Origin of the sequence: Iamia sp. SCSIO 61187 (assembly GCF_019443745.1) — a bacterium.
GTDB lineage: Bacteria > Actinomycetota > Acidimicrobiia > Acidimicrobiales > Iamiaceae > Iamia.
In genome coordinates, this window is record NZ_CP050948.1 from 1,996,890 (window position 1) to 2,009,538 (window position 12,649).

General features: G+C 75.1%; 14 protein-coding genes. 13 read left to right on the forward strand and 1 reads right to left on the reverse strand.

From position 1 onward, the window contains the following. Nucleotides 1–106: 106 nt before the first annotated feature. The 4 genes from HC251_RS09630 to HC251_RS09645 all read left to right on the forward strand — a co-directional run bounded on the left by HC251_RS09630 (nt 107) and on the right by HC251_RS09645 (nt 2,531). A complete protein-coding gene (locus HC251_RS09630; protein WP_219945079.1) occupies nt 107–400 on the forward strand; it encodes a DUF503 domain-containing protein in 294 nt (97 codons plus the stop codon). Further along, nucleotides 400–789, forward strand: coding sequence for a 30S ribosome-binding factor RbfA (gene rbfA, locus HC251_RS09635; RefSeq protein ID WP_219945080.1), 390 nt, complete (start codon nt 400–402; stop codon nt 787–789). Before HC251_RS09630 ends, rbfA begins: the two co-directional genes overlap by 1 nt. A 152-nt stretch (nt 790–941) precedes the next feature. Further along, entirely contained in the window at nt 942–1,796 is an 855-nt protein-coding gene (gene truB, locus HC251_RS09640) for a tRNA pseudouridine(55) synthase TruB (RefSeq protein ID WP_219945081.1), read from the forward strand. 57 nt (nt 1,797–1,853) lie between these two features. Beyond that, on the forward strand, nt 1,854–2,531 hold the full coding sequence (locus tag HC251_RS09645; RefSeq protein WP_219945082.1) for a pyridoxamine 5'-phosphate oxidase family protein: 678 nt from the start codon (nt 1,854–1,856) through the stop codon (nt 2,529–2,531). A 12-nt stretch (nt 2,532–2,543) separates the two neighbouring features. On the opposite strand, the gene HC251_RS09650 is transcribed toward HC251_RS09645, so the two are convergent. Next, nucleotides 2,544–3,416 (reverse strand): LysR family transcriptional regulator, encoded by an 873-nt coding sequence (locus HC251_RS09650; protein ID WP_219945083.1) that lies wholly within the window; start codon nt 3,414–3,416, stop codon nt 2,544–2,546. Nucleotides 3,417–3,486: 70 nt separating this feature from the next. Here HC251_RS09650 and HC251_RS09655 point away from each other — a divergent pair, with 70 nt between their 5' ends. From HC251_RS09655 to HC251_RS09695, 9 genes are all read left to right on the forward strand, one after another. Beyond that, nucleotides 3,487–4,380, forward strand: a complete 894-nt coding sequence (locus HC251_RS09655) for a sulfite exporter TauE/SafE family protein (protein ID WP_219945084.1) — start codon at nt 3,487–3,489, stop codon at nt 4,378–4,380. A gap of 246 nt (nt 4,381–4,626) precedes the next feature. Beyond that, a complete protein-coding gene (gene recA, locus HC251_RS09660) occupies nt 4,627–5,700 on the forward strand; it encodes a recombinase RecA (RefSeq protein WP_219945085.1) in 1,074 nt (357 codons plus the stop codon). Nucleotides 5,701–6,005: 305 nt separating this feature from the next. Continuing rightward, nucleotides 6,006–6,326 carry a stage V sporulation protein S gene (locus HC251_RS09665; protein ID WP_219945659.1) on the forward strand — a complete coding sequence of 107 codons (321 nt, stop codon included), beginning with the start codon at nt 6,006–6,008 and terminating at the stop codon, nt 6,324–6,326. A gap of 59 nt (nt 6,327–6,385) precedes the next feature. Continuing rightward, a complete protein-coding gene (miaB, locus tag HC251_RS09670; RefSeq protein ID WP_219945086.1) occupies nt 6,386–7,819 on the forward strand; it encodes a tRNA (N6-isopentenyl adenosine(37)-C2)-methylthiotransferase MiaB in 1,434 nt (477 codons plus the stop codon). Continuing rightward, a complete protein-coding gene (gene miaA, locus HC251_RS09675; protein ID WP_255566658.1) occupies nt 7,816–8,769 on the forward strand; it encodes a tRNA (adenosine(37)-N6)-dimethylallyltransferase MiaA in 954 nt (317 codons plus the stop codon). The genes miaB and miaA overlap by 4 nt, the downstream gene beginning before the upstream one ends. A gap of 64 nt (nt 8,770–8,833) precedes the next feature. Beyond that, a complete protein-coding gene (locus HC251_RS09680; RefSeq protein WP_219945087.1) occupies nt 8,834–9,400 on the forward strand; it encodes a GNAT family N-acetyltransferase in 567 nt (188 codons plus the stop codon). 65 nt (nt 9,401–9,465) lie between these two features. Continuing rightward, nucleotides 9,466–10,314: a diaminopimelate epimerase gene (dapF, locus tag HC251_RS09685; protein ID WP_219945088.1), complete on the forward strand. Its 849-nt coding sequence runs from the start codon at nt 9,466–9,468 to the stop codon at nt 10,312–10,314. Then, a complete protein-coding gene (gene hflX, locus HC251_RS09690; protein WP_219945089.1) occupies nt 10,311–11,696 on the forward strand; it encodes a GTPase HflX in 1,386 nt (461 codons plus the stop codon). The genes dapF and hflX overlap by 4 nt, the downstream gene beginning before the upstream one ends. A 12-nt stretch (nt 11,697–11,708) precedes the next feature. Next, nucleotides 11,709–12,647, forward strand: a complete 939-nt coding sequence (locus HC251_RS09695) for a prephenate dehydratase domain-containing protein (RefSeq protein ID WP_219945090.1) — start codon at nt 11,709–11,711, stop codon at nt 12,645–12,647. Nucleotides 12,648–12,649: the final 2 nt, after the last annotated feature.

Consider the following 12,649-nt stretch of genomic DNA (forward strand, 5'->3'; position numbering starts at 1 on the left):
TCATCATGAACAGGGGGTGTGACAGTGAAGCCGGGTCGGGCCGGGCGGGCCCGGCCGGATCTCGATCGCGTGGGTGGTGGAGGGTCGGCGGGCGTAGGGTGCACGGATGGTGGTCGGGTCGTTGCGCGTCGAGCTGCACCTGCCGGCGAGCGGGTCGCTCAAGGCCAAGCGGTCCGAGCTGCGCCCGATCCTCGACGGGGCCCGGCACCGGTTCCGGATCAGCGCCGCCGAGGTCGATCACCAGGACACCTGGCAGCGCAGCGCCCTGGGGTTCGCCGCCGTGAGCGGCAGCGCCGCCCAGGTCGAGCAGCTCCTGGACGAGGTCGAACGGTTCGTGTGGTCCCGGCCGGGCGTCGACGTCGTCGACACCCACCGGGCTTGGATGCAGGAGGACGAGTAGTGGCGAAGAGGTCGAACCCCAAGCGGCAGTACCCCCGCATGGTCCGGGTCAACGAGCTCCTCCGGGAGGTGGTCGCCGAGGCGCTGCAGGACATCGACGACGACCGCCTGGTCGACGTGGCCATCACCAACGTGCGGTGCGACGCCGACCTGGCCAACGCCGTCGTGCACTACGACGTGCTGGCCGGGGCCGACGCCGACGACGAGGTGATCGAGGCCTTCGCCGAGCTCCGGCCCCGCCTGCAGGCGATCATCAACCGCGAGACCCGGATGAAGGGCACGCCCAAGCTGACCTTCGCACCGGACCCGGTGGTCCGCTCGGCGGCCCGGATCGACGACGTGCTGCGCGGCCTCCAGGGCAGCGAGCCCGCCACCGATCCCACCCCCTAGGTGGCCTCCCGACCCCACGGATCGGACGGCGGCAGACGGCGAGCCGGGCCGGACGGCATCGCCCGGCGAGCCGCGCCGGACAGACGGACGGACCGGTGACGCCCCCCGGATCGGACGGCGGCAGACGGCGAGCCGGGCCGGACGGCATCGCCGTGGTCGACAAGCCGGCGGGCTGGACGAGCCACGACGTGGTCGCCAAGAGCCGGGGCCTGCTCGGCACCCGCAAGGTCGGCCACTCGGGCACCCTGGACCCCGACGCCACGGGTGTCCTGGTGCTCGGGGTGGGCAAGGCCACCCGGCTCCTGCGCTACCTGACCGCGCTGGGCAAGACCTACGAGGCGGAGATCGTCCTCGGCGTCGAGACCACGACCCTCGACGCCGCCGGCGAGGTCACCGCGACCCACGACATGGCGGGGGTCGCGATCGAGGACGCCCGGCGGGTGGTGGCCGAGCAGCTGACGGGGCCGATCCTGCAGGTCCCGCCGATGGTGTCGGCCCTCAAGGTCGACGGCCGCCGGCTCCACGAGCTGGCGCGGGAGGGGATCGAGGTCGAGCGCGACGCCCGGCCGGTGACGATCCACCGCTTCGAGGTCGAGGCCACCGACGAGGCGGGGGTCCTGCGGGCGGTCGTCGACTGCTCGTCGGGGACCTACGTCCGGTCCCTGGCCGCCGACCTCGGGCGGGCCCTGGGCGGGGGCGCGCACCTGCGGGCCCTGCGGCGCACCGCCGTCGGGGGCTTCACCCTCGCCGACGCCGTGGCCCTGGAGGCGCTGGGACCCGACCACCTGCTCCCGGTCGCCCGGGCCGTCGGCCACCTGCCCACCCTGCGGGTGGGCGGGGACCTGGCGATCGCCGTGGGCCACGGCAAGGTGCTCGACCGCGCCGACCTGGGTGCCGAGGGCGAGGGGCCGTGGGCGGTGGTCGACGACGACGGCACCCTCCGAGCCGTCTACCAGGCGCACAAGGGGGAGACGGCCAAGCCCGAGATGGTCATCCCCACCGCGTAGCCCGGGGTGGCGCGGAACTCGGGCGCGCCCGGCGGACGGGCCTGCCACCATCACGCCGTGCCCTCGACCCTGCCGCCGCCGCCCGACCCTCCGGCCCCGCCGCCCTCCCCGGAGGCCACGGTGCGCCGCGCCCCCGGCCGGGCCCGGTACGACGCCCCGGCCGTCCACGCCGTGCTCGACGCCGGCTTCGTGGCCCACGTGGGCATCGCCGACGGCGACGACCCCACCGTCATCCCCATGGTCTACGCCCGCGACGGCGACCGGCTCCTGCTCCACGGATCGGTGGCGTCCCGCCTGATGCGCCACGGCGCCGTCGGGTTCCCGGTGTGCGTGGCCGTCACCCACGTCGACGGCCTCGTCCTGGCCCGCTCGGCGTTCCACCACTCGGTGAACTACCGGAGCGTGGTCGTCCGCGGCGTCGCCACCAAGGTGACCGATCCGGAGGCCGTCGCCGCCGGCTTCGCCCGGCTGGTCGACCACGTCGCCCCCGGCCGCTCGGAGGTCGTGCGGGCCCCGGACCGGGCCGAGGCGCGCCAGACGATGCTGCTCGAGGTCCCCCTCGACGACGCCTCGGTGAAGGTGCGCACCGGCCCACCGATCGACGACGAGCGCGACCTCGAGCTCCCCGTCTGGGCCGGCGTCGTGCCCCTCCCGGTGGTCCCGGCCGAGCCCGTCCCGGCCGAGGACCTCCACCCGGGGGCCGGCGCCCCGCCGGCGCACGTCACCCACCCGTAGGCCGGGCGACGATCACCCCGCCGTCGGGGCCAGGTCGAGGAAGGCGCGGGCGGCGGGGGAGAGGGCGCCGCGGCGGTGGACGAACCCGACCTCCCGCCGCAGGGGCGGGTCGAGGCGGGCGACGACGGCGCCGCCGGCCGCGGCCTGCCGGGCCTGCGGCTCGGCCAGGAGGGCGGAACCGGCGCCGGCCACGACCAGCGGGGCCAGCGCCTCGCGGTGGGCGGTCTCGACCACCACGTGCGGCTCGACGCCCGCCGCCTCGCAGGCGTCGTCGAGCAGGGCGCGGGTCGAGGTCCCGACCGGCGTGCTCACCAGGTCGAGGTCGCCCAGGCGGTGCCGGGCGACCCGCCGGGTCTGCGCCAGGCGGGTGCCGGGCGGGGCCACGAGCACCACCTCGTGGCTGGCGACGGGGTGGACGTCGAGACCGACGTCGACCCGCCCGACCTCGGCCAGGCCGAGCTCGGCGTCGCCCCGTCGGACCTGCTCGATCACCGCCACCCGCAGGTCCGGGGCGCTGATCCGCACGGTGATCGACGGGTGGGCGAGGCGGAAGCGCCCCACCAGGTCGGCCAGCGGGTCGACGGCGAGGGTCGGCAGGGCCACGAGGTCGAGCCGCCCGGCCTCGAGCCCGGCCACGTCGGCGGCGGCCTGGCGGGCGGCGGACGCGGCGCGGAGCACCTGGCGGGCGGGCCCGAGGAACGCCTCCCCGGCGGCGGTGAGGACGACCTGACGGCCCCGGACGAACAGGGTGAGGCCCAGCTCCCGCTCGAGGGCGGCGACCGACTGGGACAGCGCCGGCTGGGTGATGCCGACCGCGTCGGCGGCGGCGGTGAAGCCCCCCTCGTCGACGACGGCGGCCACGTGCTCGAGCTGGCGGATCTCCATAGGGAGATCCTATGTAGAGCATCAGCCGAAGCACTTTGATCGATGGTCGTGGTGGCGCCACGCTCGCCCCGTGACCGCATCGACCGTCCTCGCCGTGCTGGCCGTCGGCGCCGCCACCGGGTTCCTCGGCGGGCTGTTCGGCAAGGGTGGCTCGGCCCTCGCCACCCCGGTCCTGGCCGCCCTGGGCATCCCCGCCATCGTGGCCGTGGCCAGCCCGCTGCCGGCGACCATCCCGGGCACGCTCCTCGCCGCCCGCCAGTACGCGCGCGCCGGGCACGTCGACCGGCGGGTCCTGGCCTGGTCGGCCGCCGTCGGCCTCCCCGCCACCCTCGCCGGGGCGGCGATGACCCGATGGATCGCCGCCGAGTCCCTCGTCGTCGCCACCGACCTCCTGGTGGCGGGTCTGGGCATGAGCATCCTGGTCGGCGCCGGGCGCGGCGCGGCCCGCCGGGCCGGGTCCGGTCCGTCGGCGGCCGAGCTCGCCGGCCCGCCGTCCGCCCTCGGCTCGGAGACGACGACGGCGGCCGCGCCCGGGGCGGTCGATGGCCTGGCCGGGGCGGCGGGCGGCGTCGCCCTCCTCGCCCCCGTCGCCGACGATCCGCCCGCGGGCGGGGTGGGGGCGATCGTCGGCGTCGCCGTCGTGGTCGGCGTGGTGGCCGGCCTGCTCGCCAACAGCGGGGGCTTCCTGCTGGCCCCGCTCCTGCTCGTGGTCCTGCGCCTGCCGGTCCGCCCGGCGCTGGGCACGTCGCTGGCCGTCTCCGCGGCCCTGGCCCTCCCCGGCACCGTGGCCCACGCCGCCCTCGGCCACGTCGACTGGGGGCTGGTCGGGGTCTTCGGCGCCGCCTCGGTGCCCCTGGCGGCGGTGGGGGCCCGCACCGCGCTGCGGATCGACCCCCACCGCCTCGAGGTCGTCTTCGGCGCCGTCCTGGTGCTGGCGGCCACGGTCCTGCTGGCCTGGGCCTGAGCGGCGCGGAGGGGCCGGGGGGCGAGGGTCCTTGCCACGAACGGCTGTTCGAAACTACGCTCCTGTCGTTCCCGATCCACCTGCGCCCCTCGCATGCTCGCCGGCGACCGGCCCTACTGTCACACCCCCTCCGTAAGGTCCTCGGCATCGCTCGCTGCGGCGCTCCGCAGCCTCGTGACCGCCGGGCCTCGCACCCCCACCCACCCCCCGAGGGTGCGTGGCCACCCCTCGGAAAGGACCCCGAACATGCCTCCCTCCACCCCCGATCGCCACAAGGCCCTCGACCTCGCCCTCGGCAGCATCGAGAAGTCGTTCGGCAAGGGCTCCGTCATGAAGATGGGCGAGAAGGGCTCGATGGCCATCGAGTCCGTGCCCACCGGGGCCATGGCCCTCGACATCGCCCTCGGCATCGGCGGCCTCCCCCGGGGCCGGGTCATCGAGATCTACGGCCCGGAGTCGTCGGGCAAGTCGACCCTGGCCATGCACGTGGTGGCCGAGGCCCAGCGCAACGGCGGCATCTGCGCCTACATCGACGCCGAGCACGCCATGGACCCCATCTACGCCGCCGCCATCGGGGTCGACATCGACGAGATGCTCATCTCCCAGCCCGACACGGGGGAGCAGGCGCTGGAGATCTGCGACATGCTCGTCCGCTCGGGGGCGCTCGACGTGGTGGTGATCGACTCGGTGGCGGCGCTGACGCCCCGGGCCGAGATCGAGGGCGAGATGGGCGACAGCCACGTGGGCCTCCAGGCCCGCCTCATGTCGCAGGCCCTGCGCAAGCTCACCGGCAGCCTCAGCAAGACCCAGACGATCTGCATCTTCATCAACCAGCTGCGCGAGAAGATCGGCGTGATGTTCGGCTCGCCCGAGACCACCCCCGGCGGCCGGGCGCTGAAGTTCTACTCGTCGGTCCGCCTCGACATCCGCCGCATCGAGTCCATCAAGGACGGGGTCGAGGTGGTCGGCAACCGCACCCGGGTCAAGGTCGTGAAGAACAAGGTCTCGCCGCCGTTCAAGCAGGCCGAGTTCGACATCATGTACGGCAAGGGCATCAGCCGGGAGGGCTCGGTGCTCGACATCGGGGTGGACCTCGGCATCATCAAGAAGTCGGGCGCCTGGTACACCTACGAGGGCGAGCAGCTGGGCCAGGGGCGCGAGAACGCCAAGGGCTTCCTGATCGACAACGCCGAGATCATGGTCGAGGTGTCCGAGCGCATCCGGCGGGAGATGGGCATCGGCCTCGACGACGACGACATCGCCGGCGACGCCATGTCCGAGCTCGACGACGAGCCCATCAGCCTCGACGTCGACGACTGATCGGCTGACCCCACCACCCGACCCCCGGGTCGGCGCCCAGACCCCGTCCGCGCCGGTGCTCGTCGCACCCCGAGCGCTGGCGTCCCCTCGGTCGGGTGGGCGGCGCACCTGCCCCACATGTCCGCCGCCCACCCACCGACCCCCGTCGGGGCCCGCCCGGAGCACCCTCCCGGGCGGGCTCCGCCGCGCCACCGGCGCCGTGGCCGGGCTCGTCCATGCGGGTGATCCCTGGTCAGGTGGCGCTTGCGGGAAGAGGAACGGTGCCATGTGCGTCGAAATGCGCTCACGTGCCCGCCGCAGCCGAGGTGGAGGTCCTCAAGGTCTCCACCAAGTCGAACCCCAACTCCGTCGCCGGAGCCATCGCCGGCGCCATCCGCAGCTCCGGCGCGGTGGTGATGCAGGTGGTGGGCGCCGGTGCGCTCAACCAGGCCACCAAGGCCTCCGTGATCGCCCGGGGGATCCTGTCGGCCGGTGGGCTCGACATCGTCATGACCCCCTCCTTCGCCGACATCGAGATCGACGGCGAGCAGCGCACCGCCCTGCGCCTCCGCCTCGAGGACCGGGAGCGACGCTCGATCAGCGTCGACGACCCCGGCCGCCCCCGCCGCCCCGACGACCCCTGGTAGGGCCCGACCGCCGCACCGGCCTCGGGGCGCGACGAGCCGGCCCGTAGAGTTGCCGGGCCATGTCCGATCCGTCCGATCCGCCCCGCCGCTACCTGGTCCGCACCTTCGGGTGCCAGATGAACGAGCACGACTCCGAGCGGATCGCCGGCCAGCTCGAGGCCGACGGGTACGCGCCGGCGACCGACGAGGACGACGCCGACGTCATCGTCCTCAACACGTGCTGCATCCGCGAGAACGCCGACAACAAGCTGTACGGCACCCTCGGCCACCTGAAGTCCCGCAAGGACGCCCGTCCCGACCTCCAGATCGTGGTCGGCGGGTGCCTGGCCCAGAAGGACAAGGACCAGGTGCGGGCCCGGGCCCCCTACGTCGACGTCGTGCTCGGCACCCACAACGTCCACCGGGCGGCGACGCTGGTCGAGCAGGCCCGCACCGGCGGCCCGATCACCGAGATCCTCGAGGCCGCCGTCGCCGACGACGCCACCATGTTCCCGACGGCGCTGCCCGTGCGCCGCGACCACGGGCACCGGGCGTGGGTCACGATCCAGGTCGGGTGCGACAACAGCTGCGCCTTCTGCATCGTGCCCGCCGTGCGGGGCCCCGAGATGAGCCGGCCCTTCGACGCCCTGGTGGACGAGGTCCGGCGGCTGGCCGACGAGGGCGTCACCGAGATCACGCTGCTCGGCCAGAACGTGAACTCCTACGGCCGCGACATCACCCTGGCCGCCCGGCGCGACGACGCCACCACCCGGGTGCGCCCGCTGTTCGCCGACCTGCTCCGCGCCGCCGGGGGGGTCGAGGGCATCCGGCGGGTGCGCTTCACCAGCCCGCACCCCAAGGACCTCCGCCCCGAGACGATCGCGGCCATGGCCGAGGTCCCCGAGGTCATGCCCCACCTGCACCTGCCGCTGCAGTCGGGGAGCGACCGGGTCCTCGCCGCCATGCATCGGGGGTACACCGCCGAGCGCTACCTCGAGCGCCTGGCCGCGGCCCGGGCCGCGGTCGACGACCTGGCCGTCACCACCGACATCATCGTCGGCTTCCCGGGGGAGTCCGAGGACGACTTCGTCCGCACCCTGGAGGTGGCGGCCGAGGCCGACTACGACTCGGCCTACACCTTCATCTACTCGCCCCGGCCCGGCACCGAGGCGGCCACCCTGGCGGACCGGGAGGTCCCGGCCGAGGTCGTGGCCGAGCGCTTCGAGCGGCTCCGGGTCGTCGTCGAGCGCACCGCGGTGACCCGCCACCGCGGCCGCATCGGGCGTGTCGAGGAGGTCGCCGTCGAGGGGCCGTCGCGCAAGGACCCGTCGGTGCTGACCGGCCGCACCGGCCAGAACAAGCTCGTCCACTTCCCGTCGCCGACCCCGTTGCGGGTCGGGACCTACGCCACCGTCCGGGTCACCGAGGCGGCGGCCCACCACCTGCGAGGCGAGCTGGTCGGCCTGGTGGCCGCGGCCACCCACCGCACCCGCATCCCCGTCGCCTCGGGGTGAGCGCCGCCCGCCCGTCGATCCCGGGGCCGGCGGTGGCGATCGTCGGCACGACGGCATCGGGCAAGTCGGCGCTGGCGCTGCAGGTGGCCCGGGCCCTGCCCGACGTCGAGCTGGTGAGCATCGACTCGATGCAGGTCTACCGGGGCATGGACATCGGCACCGCCTCGCCCACGCCGGCCGAGCGGGCCGAGGTGCCGCACCACCTCGTCGACGTCGCCGACCCGTGGGAGGACTGGTCGCTGGCCCGGTTCCAGGCCGCCGCCCGCGACGCCCTGGCCGACGTCGCGGCGCGGGGTCGGCGGGCGGTGCTGGTCGGCGGCACCGGGCTCTACCTGCGGGCCGTCATCGACGGGCTGGAGATCCCCGGCCAGCACCCCGAGGCGCGGGCCGCGGTCGAGGCCGAGCCCGACACCCGGGCCCTGCACCGCCGGCTGGCGGAGCTGGACCCGCTGGCCGCCTCCCGGATGGAGCCCGACAACCGGCGCCGGGTCGTGCGGGCCCTGGAGGTCACGCTGGGCAGCGGCCGCCCTTTCTCGTCCTACGGGCCCGGCCTGGAGACCCACCCCGAGACGGTCCCCCAGGTGGGGATCCGCCTCCCGCCGGCGGTGGTGGCGGCGCGGATCGAGGCCCGCTACCACGCCCAGCTGGAGGCCGGGTTCCTCGACGAGGTCGACGCCCTCCTCGCCCTGCCGCACCCCCTGAGCCGCACCGCGGCCCAGGCCCTCGGCTACCGGGAGCTGATCGCCCACCGGCGCGGGGAGATGACCCTGGAGGGGGCCCTCGACGAGGCCGTCCGGCGCACACGGCGGTTCGCCCGCCGCCAGCGGTCCTGGTTCCGGCGCGACCCCCGCATCACCTGGTTCGACGCCGCCGAGGACCCCGACGAGGTGGCCGAGGACCTGGTGGCCCACGTCCTCGTCGCCCTCGGCGCCGGTCCGCCGGAGCGGTGAGCGGTCCCCGCCGGGACGGGGAACCCGATCGTCGGTCGGGGGTGGGGACCGCCAGACTGGGCCGGTGACGGCGACGGACCCGACGACGACGCTGACGGTGGTCGAGCAGGCGTGGGGCGCCGAGCCCGGCGCCGCCCTGATCTCGGCCCTGATGGACGAGCTCGACGTGCGCTACGAGGACCCGGGCCGCGAGGGCGACCCCCCGCCCGAGGCCATGCACGTCCCCGATGCCCGCCGGGCGCCGCCGGCCGCGCCCCCCGACAGCCCGGCCTGGGAGGTCGAGGCCGACGACGTCACCCGGCCCCGCGGCACCTTCGTCGTGGCCCACCTCGACGGCGTCGCGGTGGCGTGCGGGGCGATCCGCCCCCTGCCGGGCGGCGATCCGGCGATCGCCGAGGTGAAGCGCATGTACACCGCCCCCGAGGCTCGGGGGCGGGGGACGGCCCGGGTCGTCCTCCGCCGGCTGGTCGCGGTGGCGGTCGAGCTGGGGTACCGGCAGGTCGTCCTGGAGACGGGGACCCGTCAGCCCGAGGCCATGGCCCTCTACCGCAGCGAGGGGTGGGTCCCGCTGGCGCCCTACGGCCAGTACTGCGGCGAGCACCTGTCGCGCTGCTTCGTCCTCGACCTCTGAGCTGCTCGGGGCCCGGGAGGCAAAGGCGGAGGGAAGCGGGTCCCGGGCTGCGAGACTGGGGGTCCATGACGTTCCGCCTCTCCAAGCACCACGGCCTCGGGAACGACTTCCTCGTGCTGCTGGGCCCGGCGGCGGTGCTCGCCCCGATCGGTCCCGACCACGCCGTCCGCTGGTGCCACCGCCACACGGGCGTCGGCGCCGACGGGCTGCTGCTCGGCGTCACCGACCCCCCGGTCGCCGACGACGGCCCGGTCGACCTGGCCATGACCCTCTTCAACGCCGACGGCAGCCGGGCCGAGATGAGCGGCAACGGCATCCGCTGCCTGGCCCACGCCGAGGCGGTGCGGCGCGGCGTCACGACGATCGACCTCCGCATCGCCACCGACGGCGGCCTCCGCACCGTGGCCGTCACCCCGGGGCCCGACCCGGCCACCGTCGCCGCCGCCGTCGACATGGGCCCGGCCCGGCCCGGGCCGAGCCCCGACCGCGAGCCCGACGCCGGTGCCGTCACCGAGCCCATCGCCTTCGCCAGCAAGCCGCTCCGCACCGCCACCGTCGACCTCGGCAACCCCCACCTCGTCCTCCTGGTCGACGACCCCGCCCAGGTCGACGTGCACCGGGCCGGGCCGCACTGGGAGGCGGGCTACGACGCCGGCATCAACGTCCACGCCATCGCCCCCACGCCCGGCGCCACCGACGACCTCACCATGGCCATCTGGGAGCGCGGGGCCGGCGCGACCCTGGCGTGCGGCACCGGGGCGACCGCCGCCGCCCACGCCGCCCACGGCTGGGGCCTGGTCGGCGACCGGGTGCGGGTCCGCATGCCTGGCGGCGACGTCGAGGTCGAGGTGGGGGAGCGGCTGATGCTGCACGGCCCCTCGGTGCGCATCGCCACCGTGGAGGTCGACGCGTGAGCGGTGACGACGTCCGCCCCGACGAGGTCGACGGCAGCGAGCCCGAGAGCCACCGCGGCGCCTTCGGCGACTACGGCGGCACCACCGGTGCCTTCATCGAACGCACCTTCCGGGAGAAGATCCTCCTCGTCGGCGTCACCCTTCCGCCGCACCTCGACGACGACACCGAGGCCAGCCTCGACGAGCTCGAGCTGCTGGTCGACACCGCCGGCGCCGACGTCGTCGGCCGGGTCGTGCAGCGCCGGACCCGCCCCGAGCCCGCCACCTACATCGGCAAGGGCAAGGTCGACGAGCTCAAGCAGCTGGCCGAGGCGGTCGACTGCGACACCGTCGTGTTCGACGACGAGCTGAGCCCGGCCCAGCAGAACAACCTCGAGAAGGCCCTGGGGCGCACGGCCATCGACCGCACCGCGGTGATCCTCGACATCTTCGCCCAGAACGCCTCCAGCCAGGAGGGCAAGGCCCAGGTCGAGCTGGCCATGCACCGCTACCGGCTGCCCCGCCTGCGGGGCAAGGGCGGGTCCCTCTCCCAGCAGGCCGGTGGCGCCGGCGGTGGCCTCGGGGCCCGCCGCGGCCCGGGCGAGACCCAGCTGGAGGTCGACCGTCGCCGTGTCCTGCGCCGGGTCCACAAGCTCGAGGCCGACCTGCGCGACATCTCCCAGCACCGCGAGACCCAGCGCAAGGCCCGCAGCCGCAGCCGGGTGACCCACGTGGCCCTGGTCGGCTACACCAACGCCGGCAAGTCGACCCTGCTCAACCAGCTCACCGACGCCGAGGTCCACGTCGAGGACCGGCTCTTCGCGACCCTCGACGCCACCACCCGGCGGCTCGAGCTGCCCGGCGGCGAGGGCGTGCTCGCCACCGACACCGTCGGCTTCGTCCGCAAGCTGCCCCACCAGCTCGTCGAGGCGTTCCGCTCGACGCTCGAGGTGGCGGCCGAGGCCGACCTGCTCGTGCACGTCGTCGACTCGGCCGCCGCCGACCCCGAGGGCCAGATGGCGGCCGTGCGCGAGGTGCTGGACAAGATCGGTGCCGGCGAGGTCCCGGAGCTGATCTGCTTCAACAAGCGCGACACCACGCCGGAGTGGAAGCGCCTGGTCGACCGCCACCCCGGGTCGGTCGCCGTGTCGGGTCGCACCGGGGAGGGCGTCGAGGACCTCCTCCTCGCCATCTCCGACCGGCTGCGGTCGCTCACCTCGTCGTGCGAGCTGCTGGTGCCCTTCGCCCGCGGCGACGTCCTGGCCGAGATCCACCGCGAGGGCGAGGTCCTCTCGGAGGAGGCCACCGACGACGGGATGCTGCTGCGGGCCCGGCTCGACGACGCCGGCCGCTCGAAGCTGAGCGCCTACCTCGTGGGCGGTCCCGCCAGCACCCCCCGGTAAGGTCGGCCGGCCATGGATGCCGCCGTCCTCCTCCACCTCACCTCGCACCGTCCGCTGTCGTTGCGGGCCATCGACGCTCTGACCACCGTCGTGCCCGACGAGGTCCTGGCCATGGCCACCGTGGCCGAGGTGCTCGAGACCGTCGAGCACACCCCCGGCTGCGCCGGCCTGCTGCCGGTGGAGGACAGCTACGGCGGCGAGGACACCGCCGTCCTCGACCGGCTGATCTTCGGCACCTCGCAGGTGTTCGTCAGCGAGGAGGTCGTGGTGGGCGAGACGGTCGACGCGTTCCGCGTGCGCACCGACGACGCCGCCGAGGGGCGCATCGTCGTGTCCGAGCCCCGCGCCATCGAGCACTGCCATCGCTTCATCCAGGAGAACGGCCTGGTCACCCGGTTCGTGGGCTCGACCCACGAGGCCTGCCGCATCGTGGCCGAGAGCGGCGACCCCGCCCTGGTGGCCCTGGCGCCCCGGGAGGTGGCCGACGCCTACGGCCTGGTGCCGGTGGCGGCGTCGGTCGACGACGTGCCCGAGGCCCGCACCCGGTTCTTCCTCGTCAGCCGCTCGGTCGCCGCCCCGACCGGCCACGACAAGACGACGCTCGTGCTCACCCAGCCCACCGACCGCTCCGGCAACCTCCAGCGCTTCCTCGCGGCCTTCACCGACCACGGCGTGAACCTGGTCAGCCTGCACAGCCGGCCCCTCGCCTCCAGCGCCGAGTTCTGCTTCATCGTCACCGCCGAGGCCCACATCCACGAGCCCCGCATGGGCGCGGCCATCGCCGACCTGTGGGCGGCCGGGGCCCAGATCAAGGTGGTGGGCTCCTACCCGCACTGGACCGGTGACCAGGTGGTCGCCCCGTTCTCCGAGCCCCCCGCCTCGGTCGGTCGCCAGTCGAGCCCCTCGGAGCGGGCCGCGGTGCTGGGCGACAGCACCCCCAGCCCCAGCTGACG

What these genes read in the sequence shown, in the direction of transcription:
- miaB (WP_219945086.1), top strand. Translation starts at nt 6,386, where the DNA reads ATGTCCGATCCGTCCGATCCGCCCCGCCGCTACCTGGTCCGCACCTTC.
- HC251_RS09650 (WP_219945083.1), bottom strand. Translation starts at nt 3,416, where the DNA reads ATGGAGATCCGCCAGCTCGAGCACGTGGCCGCCGTCGTCGACGAGGGG.
- dapF (WP_219945088.1), top strand. Translation starts at nt 9,466, where the DNA reads ATGACGTTCCGCCTCTCCAAGCACCACGGCCTCGGGAACGACTTCCTC.
- HC251_RS09630 (WP_219945079.1), top strand. Translation starts at nt 107, where the DNA reads ATGGTGGTCGGGTCGTTGCGCGTCGAGCTGCACCTGCCGGCGAGCGGG.
- HC251_RS09695 (WP_219945090.1), top strand. Translation starts at nt 11,709, where the DNA reads ATGGATGCCGCCGTCCTCCTCCACCTCACCTCGCACCGTCCGCTGTCG.
- recA (WP_219945085.1), top strand. Translation starts at nt 4,627, where the DNA reads ATGCCTCCCTCCACCCCCGATCGCCACAAGGCCCTCGACCTCGCCCTC.